Annotated in this window: 15 protein-coding genes and 1 tRNA gene; 8 read left to right on the top strand and 8 right to left on the bottom strand. The window is 67.8% G+C overall.

The window, feature by feature from the left end; genetic code table 11:
• The first annotated feature begins 42 nt into the window (after window positions 1-42).
• Entirely contained in the window at window positions 43-816 is a 774-nt protein-coding gene (locus tag KK7_RS0115800; protein WP_010545622.1) for a SapC family protein, read from the top strand.
• 304 nt (window positions 817-1,120) lie between these two features.
• On the opposite strand, the gene KK7_RS0115795 is transcribed toward KK7_RS0115800, so the two are convergent.
• Window positions 1,121-1,966, bottom strand: coding sequence for an N-formylglutamate amidohydrolase (locus KK7_RS0115795; RefSeq protein ID WP_029623346.1), 846 nt, complete (start codon window positions 1,964-1,966; stop codon window positions 1,121-1,123).
• 113 nt (window positions 1,967-2,079) lie between these two features.
• Between KK7_RS0115795 and cpdR the strand changes: the two genes are divergently transcribed.
• The 5 genes from cpdR (at window position 2,080) to KK7_RS0115770 (ending at window position 6,290) form a co-directional block, all read left to right on the top strand.
• Window positions 2,080-2,454 (top strand): cell cycle two-component system response regulator CpdR, encoded by a 375-nt coding sequence (cpdR, locus tag KK7_RS0115790; protein ID WP_029623345.1) that lies wholly within the window; start codon window positions 2,080-2,082, stop codon window positions 2,452-2,454.
• A 55-nt stretch (window positions 2,455-2,509) separates the two neighbouring features.
• Window positions 2,510-2,584 (top strand) — tRNA-Val (locus KK7_RS0115785).
• A gap of 341 nt (window positions 2,585-2,925) precedes the next feature.
• Window positions 2,926-4,083, top strand: a complete 1,158-nt coding sequence (locus KK7_RS0115780) for a glycosyltransferase (protein WP_083836122.1) — start codon at window positions 2,926-2,928, stop codon at window positions 4,081-4,083.
• A complete protein-coding gene (locus tag KK7_RS20965; protein WP_010545618.1) occupies window positions 4,080-4,994 on the top strand; it encodes a hypothetical protein in 915 nt (304 codons plus the stop codon). The genes KK7_RS0115780 and KK7_RS20965 overlap by 4 nt, the downstream gene beginning before the upstream one ends.
• Before the next feature lie 72 nt (window positions 4,995-5,066).
• On the top strand, window positions 5,067-6,290 hold the full coding sequence (locus tag KK7_RS0115770) for a dicarboxylate/amino acid:cation symporter (RefSeq protein ID WP_010545617.1): 1,224 nt from the start codon (window positions 5,067-5,069) through the stop codon (window positions 6,288-6,290).
• On the opposite strand, the gene KK7_RS0115765 is transcribed toward KK7_RS0115770, so the two are convergent.
• From KK7_RS0115765 to KK7_RS0115740, 6 genes are all read right to left on the bottom strand, one after another.
• The gene (locus KK7_RS0115765) at window positions 6,274-7,128 is read right to left on the bottom strand and encodes a PhzF family phenazine biosynthesis protein (RefSeq protein ID WP_010545616.1); all 855 of its coding nucleotides are present in this window, start codon (window positions 7,126-7,128) and stop codon (window positions 6,274-6,276) included. The genes KK7_RS0115770 and KK7_RS0115765 overlap by 17 nt on opposite strands.
• A gap of 71 nt (window positions 7,129-7,199) precedes the next feature.
• Entirely contained in the window at window positions 7,200-7,979 is a 780-nt protein-coding gene (locus KK7_RS0115760; protein ID WP_010545615.1) for an SDR family oxidoreductase, read from the bottom strand.
• A gap of 201 nt (window positions 7,980-8,180) precedes the next feature.
• The gene (locus KK7_RS0115755; protein WP_029623344.1) at window positions 8,181-9,695 is read right to left on the bottom strand and encodes an OprO/OprP family phosphate-selective porin; all 1,515 of its coding nucleotides are present in this window, start codon (window positions 9,693-9,695) and stop codon (window positions 8,181-8,183) included.
• A gap of 300 nt (window positions 9,696-9,995) precedes the next feature.
• The gene (locus KK7_RS0115750; protein ID WP_010545613.1) at window positions 9,996-10,532 is read right to left on the bottom strand and encodes a GNAT family N-acetyltransferase; all 537 of its coding nucleotides are present in this window, start codon (window positions 10,530-10,532) and stop codon (window positions 9,996-9,998) included.
• Between the two features lie 52 nt (window positions 10,533-10,584).
• Complete coding sequence (locus KK7_RS0115745; RefSeq protein WP_010545612.1) at window positions 10,585-12,378, bottom strand: IlvD/Edd family dehydratase; 1,794 nt, start codon at window positions 12,376-12,378, stop codon at window positions 10,585-10,587.
• Between the two features lie 26 nt (window positions 12,379-12,404).
• A complete protein-coding gene (locus tag KK7_RS0115740) occupies window positions 12,405-13,538 on the bottom strand; it encodes an aldose epimerase family protein (protein ID WP_010545611.1) in 1,134 nt (377 codons plus the stop codon).
• A gap of 153 nt (window positions 13,539-13,691) precedes the next feature.
• Between KK7_RS0115740 and KK7_RS0115735 the strand changes: the two genes are divergently transcribed.
• Complete coding sequence (locus KK7_RS0115735; protein WP_420186422.1) at window positions 13,692-14,981, top strand: sugar MFS transporter; 1,290 nt, start codon at window positions 13,692-13,694, stop codon at window positions 14,979-14,981.
• Between the two features lie 169 nt (window positions 14,982-15,150).
• On the opposite strand, the gene KK7_RS0115730 is transcribed toward KK7_RS0115735, so the two are convergent.
• Window positions 15,151-15,909: a FadR/GntR family transcriptional regulator gene (locus tag KK7_RS0115730; protein ID WP_010545609.1), complete on the bottom strand. Its 759-nt coding sequence runs from the start codon at window positions 15,907-15,909 to the stop codon at window positions 15,151-15,153.
• Window positions 15,910-16,033: 124 nt separating this feature from the next.
• On the opposite strand from KK7_RS0115730, the gene araD1 reads away from it, so the two are divergent.
• Window positions 16,034-17,029: an AraD1 family protein gene (gene araD1 / locus KK7_RS0115725; RefSeq protein ID WP_029623342.1), complete on the top strand. Its 996-nt coding sequence runs from the start codon at window positions 16,034-16,036 to the stop codon at window positions 17,027-17,029.
• Window positions 17,030-17,139 lie beyond the last annotated feature (110 nt).

Genomic DNA, 17,139 nt, shown 5'->3' with positions numbered 1-17,139 from the left:
GTTGAAACGCATTTCGACGAAAAAAGTTCTCAGGAGATCCTCATGGCCAGCGCGCCGCAGCAGTCGCTTCCCTTGTTCTACAACCAGCTCGAGCCGCTTTCGAGCCAGGTCCATGCCGATTTCCGCACGCGTTCGACCGATCGTGCGCCGTTCCTCGCCAGCCAGCACGCCGTGCCGGTCACCGTCGAGGAATTCCCGCTGGTGCAGCGCTTCATGCCGATCGTGTTTTCGGTCGGTGACGATCCCGTGCCGCTGGCGCTGATGGGCCTGAACGAAGGCGTGAACACCTTCTTCGACGCCGAGGGCAAGCTGGTCGATCCGAACTTCTACGTGCCGGCCTATATCCGCCGCTATCCGTTCCTGCTCGCGCGTCTGCGTCCGGACAGCGACGAGCTGTCGCTGTGCTTCGATCCGACCTCGGACGTGGTCGGCAACTTCGAGGAAGGCGAGAAGCTGTTCGACGGCACCGAGCCGAGCGAAGTCACCAAGAACATCCTGCAGTTCAACGAGCAGTTCGAGACGGCCGGCGCGCGCACCAGCCAGTTCATGCGCGAGCTGAAGGAACTGGGCCTGCTGATCGACGGCGAAGTCTCGATCCAGCCGGACGGCGCGGCGCAGCCCTTCATCTATCGGGGCTTCATGATGGTCGACGAGAACAAGCTGAACGAAATGCGCGGCGACCAGCTGCGCAAGATCGTCCAGAACGGCATGCTCCCGCTGATCTACGCCCACCTCTTCTCGCTGGCGCAGATGCGCGAGCTGTTCGCCCGCCAGATGCGCGCGGGCTGGCAGCCCGAAGTCCAGCTCGTCGGCTGAACGGGAGCCGGGCGCGCACCTCGCCCCCTTCTTGCAAGCCCCTCCTCCCCGGGGGAGGGGCTTGCCTCCTACCCGGGCCGCCGGTCCCCCGCCGCACCTTTTGCAGGCTGAAAACCGCGCCACCGTTCAATCGAAGATTATGTGCGATGAGTTGCCTTGAACTCGGTCGCCGCGTGTCTATATTTCTAAGGTACGGCTCGTGTCCCCCCTTTCGCGATGCCGTGCGACGCGCCTCCGGGCGTGTCTCCTCCCTGAACCTTGGCCACCTCGTGGGTATCCCACGAGGTGGTTTTTTATGTGCGGTTCACTCGGCAGCCAGGGCGTTCGGCAGCGCCTCGTCGGCTGCGGCGTCGATGATCGCGCGGAGCAGTGCGACGATCGCCGGCTCGCCCGCCCCCGGCGCGTCGAGCGCGGAATCGAGATAGAGCGACCGGTCGAACTCCAGTTGCAGCGCATGTACGCCGCGACGCGGCTCGCCGTGCCGTTCCAGAATATGGCCGCCGGCATAGGGGGCGTTTGCCGCGGTGGCGACGCCGTGGCGCCGCGCGACCGCCTCCACCCGCGCGCCGAATCGGGCGGCAGCGGAGCGGCCGAACCGGTCGCCGACCACCAGCCGGGGCGCGCTGTCCGGCGCCCCCAGCGGCGGCATCGAGTGAATGTCGAGCAGCACCGCCACGCCGAATCGCGCGCGGGCCGCAGCCAGCGCCTCGCCGAGCGCCAGATGATAGGGGCGGTGATCCGCCTGGATGCGAGCGGCGATGTCGTCGGCGGAGAACCGCCCGTGCCAAAGCTGGCCGAGCGTACCCACCCGGCGCGGTACCAGCCCCAGGCCGCTGCGCACTTTGGTGGAGAGCGGCCGGCCGAGCAGATGCGCGCCGTCGTCGATCTGGGGATCGCGGTCATGCTCGGCGCGGTTGAGGTCGATCCAGGCGCGGGCGCGGGTGGCGACGAACAGCGTCTCCTCGCGCCGGGCCTGCAGCGCCAGCGAATCGACGTGGCGATCCTCCAGCGCCCGCAAGGCCGCCGCGGGCACGCGCAGTGCCTCGATCAGCGCCGCCGGATAGTCCCGCCCGCCATGGGGGGCGGACAGCACGACCGGGGTTTCCGGCGGCACCGGCCCGTATCGGTCGAAGCTGGGAGCGCGAGTCACCTGCGGAAACTAGGCGCTGCCGTGCCCGCGGGCAACGCGATCACGCCGGGCTGCTGGAAAATCTTAAGGGCTTCGCGCATAAGGAGCGGGCGGTTGGTACCGATGGGGTGAAGATGATCCGGATTCTGCTGGCCGAGGACGACCGCGTGATGCGCGAATATCTCACGCGCGCGCTCGAGCGCTCGGGCTATGCGGTCAGCGCCGTGGACCGGGGGACGGCGGCGGTGCCGCTGCTCGAGACCGAACGATTCGACCTGCTGCTCACCGACATCGTGATGCCGGAAATGGACGGGATCGAACTCGCCCAGCGCGCGGCCGAGATCGCGCCGGACATGCGGGTGATGTTCATCACCGGCTTTGCGGCGGTGACGCTGCGGGCGGGCAAGCAGGTGCCGCAGGCGCGCGTGCTGTCCAAGCCGTTCCACCTGCGCGACCTGGTGCTGGAGGTGGATCGCATGTTCGAATCGGAGAATGTGAGCCAGAATTGAAATTAGCGCTTGCGCGGGGGGCGGACCCCCGCTAGAGGCGCGCTTCCCGAGTTTCGGGCGCGTAGCTCAGTGGTAGAGCACTGTGTTGACATCGCAGGGGTCGCAAGTTCAATCCTTGCCGCGCCCACCATCAAAGACCCCGCTAGGCTACCGGCTTGGCGGGGTTTTTTGTTGCCTTGCCGTGGCTGCGGGGCGCGCATGCGTCGACGCGATCGGCGGGCGGTGGAGCAGGGCAGACGGTCGATTCGAGTGCCCTTTCGAAGTCGGCCGCGCAGCTTTCCCGAAAAATTTTCTCCAGGCGGTGTGGGTGTGGCCGGTCGGCGTCGTCTTACGGATGTGCAATTCTATCGTGAAGTCATGAGCAAGTGGGCATAAGGTCCTGTCAGGTGCGGAATGCACCTTACTTTGCGGCGGCAAGAAAAGCCTTCATGATGACGATACGACGTCGCAACGAAGACAGGGGATCGGGCAATGTCGCCACAATCTAGCAGCGGGCGCGTCCGCGTTCTGACCTTCCTTCACAGCTTCCATCCCGGAGGTGTGGAGCGAGTCGCCTTGCGGCTGGTGCGGCACTGGCGGGCAATGGGCGTGGATGCACCGCTGTTCCTCGGGCGCGAAGACGGCGCGATGCGCGCGGAGTTCGCCGACATCGACTATGTGGTGCCGCGCCAGCCGCGTCGCAGCCAGGCCGGCTGGGAGACGCTGTGGATGATCCTCACGCTGCCCGCGGTCGTTCGCCGGCTGCGCCCGGACGTCCTGTTCGTCGCGGGATCCACCTATACCGTCGTCGCCGTCGCGATGACGTTGCTGCTGGGCCGTAAATGCCCGCCCATCGTCGTCAAGATCAGCAACGACCTCGCCCGGCGCGACCTCAACCCGCTCGGTCGCTTCTTCTGGCGCAGCTGGTTGCGCATTCAGGCGCGGTGTGCACGCAACTGGGTGGTGATGGACGAGTCGATGACGCCCGAACTCCCGCCGGTGATGGCCGCGCGTGGCCGGGTGGTGCACGATCCCGCGATCTGCGCGACCCAGCTGGTACCGGTGCGCGGACCCCGCGCAGAGGGACCGCGCCGCTTCGTCGCGATCGGCCGGATGGTCTACCAGAAGCATTTCGGCCTGATGCTGCGGGCCTTCGCCAAGGCGGTGCAGCCGGGCGAGACGCTTACCCTCTTCGGCGACGGTCCCGAACGCGCGGCGCTGGAAGCGCAGGCGGCGGCGCTCGGCGTCGCCGATCGGGTACGGTTCGCGGGCCATGTCGCCGATGCGCCGTCGCTGCTCGGCGCCTATGACGTGCTGCTGATGTCGTCCCGTTACGAGGGTGTGCCTGCGGTGGTGATCGAGGCGCTGGCCGCCGGGCTCGCCGTCGTCTCCACCGATTGCGGCGCCGGCCTGCGCAGCCTATTGGGCCAGGGGCGGTTCGGCACCATCGTACCGCAGGACGAAGCGCAGCTGGCCGCGGCGATCCGTGCGGCGCCGCTTGTGGCGCCCGAGCGGACGGCACTGCTTGCCTCGCTGCGGCGGTTCACTATCGAGCGCTCCGCTCAGGACTATCTCGCGCTGTTCGTCGAAGCGGCGGCGGCGCGCACCACCGGCCAGCCCGTGCGGCTGGATCAAGAGGCGCATGCATGATTTCTCCCGTACGGGCGGTACGTTCCGCCTATGGTTCGCTTTCGCCCTCGACGCGTGAACGGTTGCTGGCGGCCGTCGGTCTGGCCTTTTCCGCGGCGATCCTGGTGGCGGTGTTCTGGCAGCTCGACGGGCTCGATTTCAGCGTTCTCACCCAGGCACCGACCAGTCCGCTGTTCTGGCTCTGCTTCGTCGCCACCTATGCGCTGGCGCCGTTCATGGACTGGCTGATCTTGCGCCGCATCTGGGGCATCGGCATCGCCGCCTTCCCGGCCTTGCTGCGCAAACAGGCGGCGAACGAAGTGGTGCTCGGCTATTCGGGCGATGCGCAGCTCTACGTCTGGGCGCGGCGCACGCTGGGCCCAGACGGTCGCCCGTTCGAGACGCTGCGCGACGTGGCGGTCACCTCGGCGCTGGCCGGCAACCTGGTGACGCTGGCGATGCTGGTGCTGCACGCGCCGCTCGTCCACGGCCTCGCCAAGGGCGCGCTGTTCAACACCCTGCTGATCTCGACCGGTACGATCGTGCTGTCGTCGCTCGCCATCTTCTTCTTCCGCCGCGTGGTGTTCGCCTTGCCGCCGCGCCAGCTGGTGATGACGATGGTGATCCACACCGCGCGTATCCTGCTGAGCTTGGTGCTGACCGCGCTGCTGTGGAAGCTGCTGCTCCCCTCGGTGCCGACGGCGGCGCTGTTCCTGGTGGGCACGTTGCGGATGATGCTGTCGCGCCTGCCGTTCATTCCGGCCCGCGAGGCGCTGCTCGCGCCGCTGATCGTCGCGCTTCTCGGCGATTCGGCGGGCCTGGCCGGCGCGGTGCTGTTCGTCGCGACACTGATGCTGGCCGCCCATGTGGTGGTCGGCGGCGCCTCGGCGCTGGCCGACATGGTGACGCGGCCCAAGCGCCGCTTGGCCTGAGGCGACGCAGGCCGGGGCTGGAACAAATCCGTCATCCGGGCCATGCCGCGCGAAACGAAGCGAAGGGCAGGGATGATGGGGAAGACGGCGCTGGTACTGGGCGCGTTGCTGGCTGGCGTGGGGCTGGGCTTCACCGCGCGCTGGCCGGCGGGTGCGTTTCTCGTCCCCTGGATCGACCTGGTGGCGCCGATCGGTGCCTTGTGGATCCGCGCCCTTACCATGACGCTGGTACCGCTGGTCTTCGCATTGGTGGTGACCGGGGTGGTCAACGCGGTGCGTCACGGCCAGGGCGGACGGCTGCTGGCGACCAGCTTCGCGGTGTTCCTGCCGATGCTGGTGCTGGCTGCGCTGCTCGCCTGGGCATCGCTGGAGACCGTGCTGTGGTTGTTCCCGCTCGGCCCCGACCCGCTTGCCGGGCTGCTCGCCGCCGGACCGCCCGCCGTGCCGCACGTGCCGGGCGCGGCCGAGCAGATCCTCGCCATCCTGCCCGAAAACCCCATCGCGGCGGCGGCCGGCGGGCAGATGCTGCCGCTGGTGGTGTTTGCGGTGCTGCTCGGCGTGGCGATCGCGCGAACGGGCGGCACCGGCCTTGCCGGCGTGATCGAGGAACTCGCTCGCGCAATGACGCGGATCGTCGACTGGATCCTGCTCGCCGCGCCGATCGGCATCTTCGTGCTGGCGATGGGGGCGGGCAAGGCGGCTGGGGCCAGCGTCGCCGGCGTGCTCGCGCGCGACGTGGCGGCAGAGATCCTGTTCTGCCTCGCGGCGATCGCCATGTGCTATCTGCTGGTCTGGGGCCTGCGGGCGATGCCGCTCGGCCGTTTCGCCCGGGGCATCGTGCCCGCGCAGGCGACGGCGGCGGGAACCTGCTCGTCGATGGCGACCGCGCCGGTCTCGATGGAGGTAGCGCTGAACGGCCTCCAGCTGCCGCAGGAGGTGGCGGGGACAACGCTGCCGCTCGCCATCTCCACCTTCCGGCTGGCGACCACCGGGGTGACCGTGATCGAGGTGTTCCTAGCAGCCCATGCGGCGGGGGTGCAGGCCTCGCCGGTGCAATGGGTGCTGGCCGGCCTGTCCGCGGTGATCGCGGGAATTGCGACGCCGGGGCTGCCCGGCGCGGCAATCCTTTATGCCTGCGACGCGCCCGGCATGCAGATCCTCGGCGCGCCGCTGGCGATGATTCCGCTCTACATCGCAGTGTCTGCGGTGCCCGACATGTTTATCACCACCGCCAGCGTCACGGGCCAGGTGACCGCGACCACGCTGGTTGCGCGGCTGGTCAGGCGAGGGCGCTGAGGCCGGGGAGGCTGCCCTCGGCGACGGTTATGCTGCGGCCACCAATCCACGCCTGGCCGCCGGCATCATAATCCACGAAGATGCGGCCGCGGCGATCGAGGCGGGTGCCCTGGGCGGCGACATAGCCGGCGGTGGCGCGGCCGGTGGCGTGCAGCCACTGTGCCGCCGAGGCGTTGAAGCTGCCCGTTACCGGGTCCTCGATGATCCCGCCGAACGCATCGGTGAACAGCGTGCGGATCTCCCAGGCGACCTCGGCGCCGGCAGGGTGCGCGCCGATCAGGCCGATCTCGAGCCGCCCGTCCCAGTGCCGCACCGGCTCTACCGCCAGCCCCGCCTCGGCCGAGTCGAGCAGTACCGCGATCCAGCCGGGGCCGTTATCCGCCCAGGCAGCCTCGACGATGGCGGCGGCATCGATGCGCAGCGCCCGTGCGAGCGTCGCGCGCGTCTCGGCATCCACCGGCCCGCCGCGCAGCAGCGGCGGCGCGGCGAAGGCGAGGCGATCGTCGTCGCCGCGGATCGGTACCAAGCCGGCGCCGCATTGCTGGACGATCTGCTCGCCAGCCGGGACGCCGCCCGCGGCCAGCCAGGCGTGGCAGGCGCCCAGCGTGGGATGGCCGGCAAACGGCAGCTCGCGGTCGAGCGTGAAGATGCGGGCATGATAGTCGGCACCCGGAACGCTCGGCGGCAGCAGGAACACCGTCTCGCTCAGGTTGAACCAGCGGGTAATCGCCTGCATCGTCGCCGTATCGAGATCGCCGCCGCCCTGCACCACCGCCAGCGGGTTGCCGGTGAACGGGCCGTCATGGAACACGTCGACCAGCGAAAAAGGCGTCGTCATCGGTACATCTCTCCCGGCCGCGGGCGCGGCGTGCCCCTCGGGATCGCCGATCGGGCGGGGCATGGCAAGCCTCAGCCCGGCGCGGCTGCCGATCCGGCGAGCAGCCCGCCATCGATCTGGAACTCGGCGCCGGTGATATAGGCGGCCTCGTCCGAGGCGAGCATTGCGGCGACGGCGGCGACTTCCTCCGCAAGCCCGAAGCGCCGGAGCGGGGTATCGGCGACCAGTGCCGCCATCCGCACCTCCCGGTCCGGACCATTGCCCAGCATCGGCTCCCACATCGGGGTGAGGATGGCAGTGGGATGGATGCTGTTGCAGCGGATCTTCCACCCCTGCTGCGCGCAGTAGAGCGCCACCGTCTTGCTATGGTTGCGGATCGCCGCCTTGGAGGCGGCATAGGCCGCCGCGCCGGGAATGCCGACCATGCCCGACCGCGAGGAGAGGTTGAGGATGGCGCCCGTGCCCGTCGCCTTCATCGCCCCGATCGCATAGCGGCAGCCGAGAAAGGTGCCGTCCAGGTTGACGCGGTGGACGGCGCGCCAGTCCTCCAGCGCGGCATGTTCGGGATCGTGCGCCACCATGCCGTGCTCGAACCCGGTGATCCCGGCATTGTTGACCACCACGTCGGCGGTGGGGACCAGCGCGGCGAGGCGAGCCCAGTCGGCCTCCTGCGCCACGTCCAGCGGCACGAAGCGGCAGCCGAGGTCCGCTGCGGCGGCGGAGCCGGCGGTTTCGTCGATATCGGTCAGGAAGACCTGTGCGCCCTCCGCATGGAAGCGCTCGGCGATGGCGCGGCCGATGCCGCGGGCTGCGCCGGTGACGACGCAGATCTTGTTGGTCAGGCGTTGCATAAAGTTCTCGAAATCAGGGTCCGGGGGGGGGCACGGCGGCGGGCCGCGCCAGGTTCGGATTGCCGCCTCAGCGGTGACGATGGACCATGTCGAGAATTCCCAGGGACGGCGCCATTCTAGGCGCGAGGGGAGCGGTGTGCAAGAACGCCGAGCCGGCTGCCGCCCCAGAAAGCGCGGCAGCCGGTCGGTCGTGTCTTGGGATCAGAAGGTGATACCGAAGCCGGCGCTGATCGTCTGGCCGCTGTCCTTGCCGGTGAACGATCCGGCGCGGTTGTTGGTCTTCCAGTGGATCAGGTTCAGCTGGAGGCGCATGATGCTGTCCAGATACCAGTTGGTGCCGATCGTTGCGGCTTCGCCCTTGGTCGCGGTCGGGATGCCCGAATATTCGAGATTCTCGTAGCGGGCGAGGATCTCGATCGCGCCCGGTCCACCGTTGAACACCGGGCGCAGCACGCGGGGCTGGGCGAAGGTGCCGAGTCGCGGGTTGTACGGCGGCAGGTCGCCGGTGACGAAGAAGCCGGTGGAGAGGCTCCAGGCCTTGCTCTCGAAGTCCGGACGGCCGGCATTGAGGTGTGCCACGCGCTGGCCTGCTTCGCCCATCACCCACAGCGAGCCGACATAACCGCCCACTTCGGCGCCATAGCCGGTCGTACCGGTACCGCCGACGAGGGTGCCGGTCTGCACGCGCAGGTTGCCGTTGAAGCGGCCGCCGATCACCGTGTTGCGGGTAAGCGTGCCCGGTCCGCGCGACGACAGCGCCTCGTCAAAGCCCCACAGGCCGAGATGGACCAGCGACCGGTCGCTCTTGAGTGGGTTCCAGTGCGCGCGTGCCATGATCGTACGGCTGTCGTTGACCGCCTGGCTGGCATCGACGGTGTCGCCGCTGATCGTGAACGATGTGTGGCCGGTCTTCCAGAACAGACGGGACATCAGCGCGATGCCGTAGAAGCCGCGCTGCGGGATGATCGAGGTGGCAACGACGTTGCGTTCCAGGAACGGCGGCGCGTCCGACCCGCCCGAACCCTCGAAGGTGCGGTCGTTGAACATGTTGCCGAAGCGGACGTCGTAGGAAACCTTGCCCACGTCGTTGCGCCAGCCGACGAACATCGTGCCGACGTCCGACGTGTTGTCGGCGAAGTCGTTTTCGAACTGGTAGAAGAAGTGCGGGCCCACCGCGCCCTCGATACCGATACGCAGCGCGCGGGCGCCGGTGGTGGTGATGTTGCGGGCGTCATAGTTCGAACCGAAGGTCGAGTTGACGTGGTTGATGATACGGCCGCGCATCTTGAACAGGAACTTGCCGTCGGCCGAACGGAAGATCGGCAGGCCGCCGCGCCATTCGGTGGTGACGTTCGACACGTTCTGCAGCGCGCGGGCCTGGGCGACGGTCTGGTCGGCCAGATCGGCGGCGGCAAGCTGCGGTGCGAAGCTGCCGGAGATCGTCTCGTCATTGGCGACGTCGGCGCGGCGCACCTGCGCGGCCTGCTGGACCGGCGCGGCGGCGGCCGTGGCGGCCGTGGCTGCGCGCGCGACCGGTGCTGCGGCCTGCGTTCCCTCGATCCGGTCGAGGCGCGCGCGCAGCGCGGCGATTTCTTCCGCCTGTGCCTTCAGCAGCTTGATCAGTTCGGCCTGATCCCCGGGCGTGCTCTGCGCCAGTGCCGGTGTAGCGAACAGCAGCGCGGACAAAGCCGCACCCGCCAGATAGTTCTTTCTCATCGAGACAACCCTGTTCGTTGATACTGTGTTGCCGAAAGGGCAACAGAGTTTCAGTATAGGACAGGGTTTCTTTGATGATGCTCGAATGAAACGAAAAGTTTCTGCTTTTTCAGGACATTTATTATATTGGCGTAACTGTACTGGCGCGTACCAAGACATGGCAAGCGGCTATCCAGGGCAATTTATTGTTTGATGTTTGGCGGTTGAGTTCATTTCTTCGAACCGCGAGCGTACGACTAGCAATGGGGTTGTTACTATAACGTTTCGATCCCCCTAAGGGGTTTTCGGTAAAGGGGGCGGCTAAGAGAAATGCTTTTCCATCCGCACCAGCGGCACGCGCACGCCGCCGATCGGTGCGGACAGGACGGGTTCGACCGGGCGGTATCCGCACGCCTCGTACAGCGGCACCCCGGCCATGGTCGCCATCATCTCGGCGCGGCTGAAGCCGGCTGCCCGCGCGGCCTCCTCGCAAAGGCCCAGCACCCGCCGGCCGATGCCGCGGCGGGTGAAATCGGGGTTGGTATACATCGCCCGGATCTTGGCCGCGTCCTGCGCGGGGTCGAGCCGCTGGGGTTCGCGGGCGACGATGCTCGCATCGCCCCCGTACAGCGTCGCCCGGAACGACCAGCCGCCGCAGCCGGCGATGGTGCCGTCGGCGTCTTCCACGAGGAAATAGGTCCGGTCGGCGATCAGCTGGGTGTCGAGGCCCATCACCCGGTGGCTTGCCGCGACCTGTTCGGGCGTGAGGAAGCCGTGCTGGAGCCGCGCGATCGCCCGGCCCATCACGGCGCGCAGGGCATCCAGGTCATCGGGGCGGGCGAGGCGGTGGGTGAACATGAGGCCGCCCCTATCCTATCCTCCCCCGGGACGGGGGAGGATATGGCTTGGTTCAGTGATTGTCGCGCGGGATGCCGTGGGTCTGGGCGATGCGCTGGAACTGTTCGGCGCCCTCCAGGATCGCGCCGGTGTTCATCTGGCCGACCATCGCACGCTGGATCTTCTGCCAGGGCGTCTGCGATTCCGGATAGGGATAGCCGCCCGCCTCGGCCAGCACACGGCGGCGCTCGGCGAGTTCGTCGTCGGGGATCAGCACGTCGGCGGTGCCCTTGCGCAGATCGATCCGCACCCGGTCGCCGGTCTTGAGCAGCGCCAGCCCGCCCATCGCCGCCGCCTCGGGCGAGGCGTTGAGGATCGAGGGCGAGGCCGAGGTGCCCGACTGGCGGCCGTCACCGATGCACGGCAGCGCATGCACGCCTTCGCGGATCAGATAGGCCGGCGGGCGCATGTTCACCACTTCCGCCGCGCCCGGATAGCCGATCGGGCCGGCGCCGCGCATCACCAGCAGCGTGTCCGGCGTGATCCCCACCGCCGGATCGTCGATGCGGTGGTGATAGTCCTCGGGGCCGTCGAACACGACCACCGGGCCTTCGAACGCATCGGGATCGTTCGGGTTGGAGAGATAGCGGTCGCGGAATTCGGGGCCGATCACGCTCGTCTTCATGATCGCCGCGTCGAACAGATTGCCGCGCAGCACGACGAAGCCGGCCTCCTCGACCAGCGGCTCGGCATAGCGGTGGATGACCTTCTCGTCCTCGATCTGCGCATCCCGGCAATTCTCGCCGATGGTCTTGCCGTTGGCGGTGATCGCATTCTCGTGGATCAGGCCCTGTTCCATCAGCTGGGCGACCACGGCCGGCACGCCGCCCGCGCGGTAATAATCCTCGCCAAGATATTCGCCGGCCGGCTGCAGGTTGACGAGCAGCGGCACCTTGTGGCCGTGGGTCTGCCAGTCGTCGAGCGACAGCTCGGCGCCGACATGGCGGGCGATGGCGGCGAGATGGATCGGCGCGTTGGTCGATCCGCCGATCGCCGAATTGACCACGATCGCGTTGAGGAACGCCTCGCGCGTCATGATGTCGGAGGGCTTGAGATCCTCGCGGACCATGTCGACGATGCGCTTGCCGGTGCGGTACGCTGCTTCCTGCCGGTCGCGATAGGGGGCGGGGATCGCCGCCGAGCCCGGCAGCATCATGCCCAGCGCCTCGGCGAGGCTGTTCATCGTCGTCGCCGTGCCCATGGTGTTGCAATAGCCGGTCGACGGGGCCGAGGAGCTGACCAGGCGGATAAAGCCCTCGTCATCGATCTCGCCCGCCGCCAGCAGCTGGCGCGCCTTCCACACGATGGTGCCCGAGCCGGTGCGCTCGCCGCGATGCCAGCCGTTGAGCATCGGGCCGACCGAGAGGGCGATCGCCGGGATGTTCACCGTTGCGGCTGCCATCAGGCAGGCCGGCGTGGTCTTGTCGCAGCCGGTGGTGAGCACCACGCCGTCGAGCGGATAGCCGTAGATCAGCTCAACCAGACCCAGATAGGCAAGGTTGCGATCGAGCGCGGCGGTGGGCCGCTTGCCGGTTTCCTGGATCGGATGGACCGGAAACTCGATCGCGATGCCGCCCGCCTCGCGAATGCCTTCGCGGATCCGCTCGGCAAGCACGAGGTGGTGGCGGTTGCACGGGCTCAGGTCCGAGCCCGTCTGGGCGATTCCGATGATCGGCTTGCCCGAGCGCAGCTCCTCGAGGCTCAGCCCGTAATTGAGGTACCGCTCCAGATAGAGGGCGGTCATGTCGACATTATCGGGATTGTCGAACCAGGCGCGGCTGCGCAGTTTTGGAGCAGAGTCGGTCATCGGGAAAGCCTTGCGGGAGGAAAGGGTCAGTTGGTCGTCGAGAAGCGGTAGACGATCACGTTGCGATAGGTCTGGCCCGGGTTAAGCCGCGCCGAGCCGAGCGCCGGCTGGTTGGGCGTATCGGGGAAGACCTGCGGTTCGAGCGCCAGCGCATCGCCCTGGCGATAGGCGTGGCTCGACTTGCCGATCGCGGTGCCGTCGAGGAAATTGCCCGTGTAGAACTGCACGCCCGGCTGGTTGGAGAGGATCTCCATCACCCGGCCGCTCGACGGGTCCTCGACGCGGGCATGGAGCACCGGCTGGGCCGACACGGTCTTGGCGATCACGAAATTCTCGTCATAGCCCTGGCCGAACACGATCTGCGGATCGCGGCCGTCGCGGATGCGGGTGCCGATCGCGGTGGCTTTCCGGAAATCGAACGGGGTGCCTTCGACCGGGCGGAGCTGGCCGGTGGGGATCAGCGTCTTGTCGACCGGGGTCGTCGCATCGGCGGGGATCGTCACGACATGGTCGTAGATCGAGCGCTGCGAGGCTTCGCCGGCGAGGTTGAAGAAGCTGTGGTTGGTGATGTTGACGATCGTCGGCTTGGTGGTGGTCGCGGTGTATTCGACCGACAGCTCGTTCTTCTCGTTCAGCGCATAGGTGGCGGTGACGGTGAGCTGGCCCGGATAGCCTTCCTCGCCGTCCGCCGCGACATAGCGCAAGGTAACGCTGGCGGTATCGCCGCCCGACACCTTCTCGACCGTCCACAGGCGCTTGTCGAAGCCCTTCAGGCCGCCGTGCAGCGCGTTCGGGCCGTTGTTCTTGGCGAGCGTGTAGGTCTTGCCGTCGATCGCAAAGGTGCCGTTCCTGATGCGGTTCGCATAGCGGCCGACGGTTGCGCCGAAATAGTTGGGGGCGACCAGATAGCCCTGCATGTCGTTGTAGCCGAGCGTCACGTCCTCGGATTTGCCCGAGCGATCGGGCACCGCCAGCGACTGGAGAATGGCGCCATAGGTGATGATCGTGGCGCGCATGCCATGGCCGTTGGTGAGCGTGATCGCTTCCACCTGCTTGCCGTCCGCCGTGGTGCCGAAGGCCGCGCGGGTCGCCTCGCCGGCCTGCGCCGACAGCGGAATCATCGCGCTGGCGAGCAGGGCGCCCTTGATAAGATAATTCATGCAAAACCTCTCCCGTTGGGCTATCGCTGCTGCGAGCGGCGACGCGGCCGTTGACGCTGGACGTCGGGTTGAATACTCCGACTAGAAAGCGAAGAGCAACCCCGCCGCGTGGTTCGTGGCAAAAATCGAGAGGATCTTACCAGTATGGCGGTCATGCCTACGTCAAAGGCTGCTCCGGCGGGGGCCGGGCAAGCCTCTTCCCCCACGAACTACGGACGTGCGCTGGCCCTGCTGGCGACGCTGTTCTTCATGTGGGGCTTCATCACCGTGATCAACGGTACGCTGCTGCCGCATCTGCGCAGCGTGTTCGAGCTCAGCTATTTCCAGGCGGCGCTGATCGAGAGCGTCTGGTTCATCGCCTATTTCTTTGCCTCCATCCCCTCGGCCAAGCTGATCGAGCGGATCGGCTACCAGAAGTCGCTGGTCGTCGGCCTGCTGATCATGGCGGCGGGTGCGCTGGGCATGACGCTGGCGGCGAGCCTGCCGTCCTACGGCGTCACGCTGTTCATGCTGTTCGTCATCGCCAGCGGCATCACGCTGCTGCAGGTCGCGGCCAACCCCTATGTTGCGGTGATCGGCCCGTCCGAAACCGCCTCGTCGCGCCTCAACCTGGTGCAGGCGATGAACTCGGCCGGCACGATGCTTGCGCCGCTGTTCGGGGCCTATTTGATCCTCGGCCGCTCCAAGGGCGGCACGGCGGAAGCAGGTGCCACGCTGACCCAGGCCGAGCGCCTGGCCGATGCCCATGCGGTGATCCTGCCGTACGTGCTGGTTGCCGCCGTGCTGCTGGTGCTTGCGATCGTCATCGCGCGCTTCCCGCTGCCCGCGATGGGTTCGGCGACCAGCCGCGTCGCCAAGGAAGAGCGCAAGCACCACAGCCTGTGGAACCACCGCAACCTGGTGTTCGGCATCGGCGCGATCTTCATCTATCTGATCGCGGAAATCGGCGTCGGCAACCTGTTCGTCAACTTCGTCAGCCGCCCCGAGATCGGCAACATGACGACCGAGGAAGCAGGCCGCTATCTCACCCTGTTGTGGGGCGGCATGATGGTCGGCCGGTTCATCGGTTCGGCGATCATGCAGAAGGTGGATGCGGGCATCGTGCTCGCGGCCTTCTCGATCGGCGCGTTCGTCGTGATGATGGTCGCCGTGTTCACGCACGGCGAAGTGGCGATGTGGTCGCTGATCCTCGTCGGCCTGTTCCACTCGATCATGTTCCCGACCATCTTCACCCTCGGCATCAAGGGCCTGGGCCCGCTGACCGAGGAAGGCTCCGGCCTGCTGATCATGGCGATCGCCGGCGGTGCGCTGGTGGCGGTGCAGGGCTGGCTGGCGGACCAGTACGGCCTGCAGAACTCGTTCCTGCTGACCGCGATCTGCGAGCTGTACATCCTGTTCTACGCGCTGTGGGGCAGCAAGCCCACCAACGCGCTGGAAGACTGATCCGGGAAATCCTCCCCCGGACGGGGGAGGGGAACCGTCGCTAAAGGCGATGGTTGAGGGGTGTCCCCGTCGGTGGCGGTGGGGCGCCCCTTTTTTCATGCCGGGGGATACCCCTCCGTCGGGCCTTCGGCCTGCCACCTTCCCTTCGGGGGGAGGGGCCTTCGCACCGCTACATCGACAGGCGCGTATCCTCCAGCGCAAGATCGACCAGCGTGCGCATCGCCGCCGCCGCCGCATCCGCATCGCCCGCCGCGATCGCGTCGAACACCTTGATGTGATCGGGCACGGGATCGCGCGGCAGGGCGCGGGCGCGCTGCTTGTACTTGGTCGTCCAGCTCACCGCCGCACCGATGCTGGCGCTGAGCGCGATCAGCGCATTGTTGTGCGTCGCCTCCAGCAGCGCGTCGTGGAAGTCGCGGTCGGCGGCGCGGCCGGCGTCGGTCGCGAGCGTGTGGCGGCGCATCTTGGTGAGCGCGTCGCGCATCGTCTTCACATCGTCGCGGTCGCGGCGCTCGGCGGCCAGGCGGGCCGCGGCGGGCTCGACCACCGCGCGCAGCTCGAACAGGTCGCGGACGAACTCGGTGTCCGGCTCGCCGGAGAAGGCCCAGGCGAGCACCTGCGGATCGAGCATGTTCCAGCGGCTGCGCGGCAGCACGCGCGTGCCGGCCTTGGGGCGGCTTTCCACCAGCCCCTTGGCGGTGAGCACCTGCACCGCCTCGCGGTACGCGCTGCGAGAGACGTCGAGCGCCTCGGCATTCGCCACTTCGCCGGTCAGCTTCTCGCCGGGCGCGATCGCGCCGGAGACGATCTGGGTGCCGAGATAATGGGCGATTGCTCCGCGCAGACGGCGACCGGATCCCTTGGGCGTGCGGGTGATCGGCTGCACGCCTGCTTCGTCCACGCCGTCCGCCTGTTCGTCCAATGCCATCCGCTCGCTCTCCTGCATATTTTCATGTGTAGCGCGAAGCAGGCGCATCCCGCAAACGATGTACGATTGCCATTCCGGGCGGACCCGAATATGTCGGACTAAACCGAGGATGAGGAGCATGTCGATGACGTTGCGGTTGATGCAGTATCTGGGAAGCGATGGCGTGCGGCGGGTGATCGCCGCCGACGACAGTGGCGCGGGCTTCGTGCGCGGCGCGACCGACGTGCGCAGCCTGGCGCTGCAGGCGATCGAGGCGGGCCGGTCGCTTGCCGAGACGGTGGCGGCGGCGGGCCGCGAGGGCTCGGTGGATCCGGCCGAGGCGCTGGCGGCGGGGCAATTGCTGGCACCGATCGATCATCCGGACGGCGCGCATCTGGTACTGACCGGCACCGGCCTCACCCATCTCGGCTCGGCCGAGGGGCGCGACAAGATGCACCGCGATGCGGCGGCGGCCGAGCACAAGACCGATTCCATGCGGATGTTCCTCGAAGGCGTCGAGGGCGGCAAGCCGGGCGCAGGCGCGATCGGCCAGCAGCCCGAATGGTTCTACAAGGGCAATGGGCACCATCTGGTCGGCCCCGGCGACGCGCTGGAAATGCCCGGCTTCGCGCAGGACGGCGGCGAGGAGCCGGAACTTGCCGGCATCTATCTGATCGGCCTGGACGGCACGCCGTGGCGGATCGGCCTGTGCCTTGCCAACGAATTCAGCGACCATGTGACCGAGCGGCACAATTATCTGTGGCTGGCCCATTCCAAGCTCCGTCAGGCGTCGCTCGGGCCGGAACTGCTGGTCGGCGAGGCGCCTGCGGACGTGCGCGGCACCAGCCGGATCGTGCGCGGCGGCGAGACGATCTGGGAAAAGCCGTTCCTGTCGGGCGAGGCGAACATGTCGCACACGCTCGGCAATCTCGAGCATCACCACTTCAAATACGGGCTGTTCCGCCAGCCGGGCGACGTGCACGTCCACTTCTTCGGTACCGCGACGCTGTCGTTCAGCGACGGGGTGAAGACGGAAGTGGGCGATACCTTCGAGATCGAGGCCGCGCCCTTCACCCTGCCGCTGCGCAATCCGCTGGCGCAGGTGGAAGATACCGGGCTGACGACGGTGAAGACGCTGTAAGGTTCGGATCCTCCCCGGAACGGGGAGGGGGACCGCGCCGCGCCAGCGGCGTGGTGGAGGGGCCGCCGCGTCAGCGGCGGGGGGGGGGGGGGGGGGGGGGGGGGGGGGGG

The organism is Sphingomonas elodea ATCC 31461, assembly GCF_000226955.1.
GTDB lineage: Bacteria > Pseudomonadota > Alphaproteobacteria > Sphingomonadales > Sphingomonadaceae > Sphingomonas > Sphingomonas elodea.
This window is presented reverse-complemented; position numbering and strand designations above follow the sequence as displayed.

Bases quoted from the DNA above. Each gene is read 5' to 3' on its own strand.
- KK7_RS0115735 (WP_420186422.1), top strand. From the start codon at position 13,692: ATGCCTACGTCAAAGGCTGCTCCGGCGGGGGCCGGGCAAGCCTCTTCC.
- araD1 (WP_029623342.1), top strand. From the start codon at position 16,034: ATGACGTTGCGGTTGATGCAGTATCTGGGAAGCGATGGCGTGCGGCGG.
- KK7_RS20965 (WP_010545618.1), top strand. From the start codon at position 4,080: ATGATTTCTCCCGTACGGGCGGTACGTTCCGCCTATGGTTCGCTTTCG.
- KK7_RS0115780 (WP_083836122.1), top strand. From the start codon at position 2,926: ATGTCGCCACAATCTAGCAGCGGGCGCGTCCGCGTTCTGACCTTCCTT.
- KK7_RS0115765 (WP_010545616.1), bottom strand. From the start codon at position 7,128: ATGACGACGCCTTTTTCGCTGGTCGACGTGTTCCATGACGGCCCGTTC.
- KK7_RS0115755 (WP_029623344.1), bottom strand. From the start codon at position 9,695: ATGAGAAAGAACTATCTGGCGGGTGCGGCTTTGTCCGCGCTGCTGTTC.
- KK7_RS0115760 (WP_010545615.1), bottom strand. From the start codon at position 7,979: ATGCAACGCCTGACCAACAAGATCTGCGTCGTCACCGGCGCAGCCCGC.
- KK7_RS0115740 (WP_010545611.1), bottom strand. From the start codon at position 13,538: ATGAATTATCTTATCAAGGGCGCCCTGCTCGCCAGCGCGATGATTCCG.
- cpdR (WP_029623345.1), top strand. From the start codon at position 2,080: ATGATCCGGATTCTGCTGGCCGAGGACGACCGCGTGATGCGCGAATAT.
- KK7_RS0115770 (WP_010545617.1), top strand. From the start codon at position 5,067: ATGATGGGGAAGACGGCGCTGGTACTGGGCGCGTTGCTGGCTGGCGTG.
- KK7_RS0115800 (WP_010545622.1), top strand. From the start codon at position 43: ATGGCCAGCGCGCCGCAGCAGTCGCTTCCCTTGTTCTACAACCAGCTC.
- KK7_RS0115750 (WP_010545613.1), bottom strand. From the start codon at position 10,532: ATGTTCACCCACCGCCTCGCCCGCCCCGATGACCTGGATGCCCTGCGC.
- KK7_RS0115745 (WP_010545612.1), bottom strand. From the start codon at position 12,378: ATGACCGACTCTGCTCCAAAACTGCGCAGCCGCGCCTGGTTCGACAAT.
- KK7_RS0115730 (WP_010545609.1), bottom strand. From the start codon at position 15,909: ATGGCATTGGACGAACAGGCGGACGGCGTGGACGAAGCAGGCGTGCAG.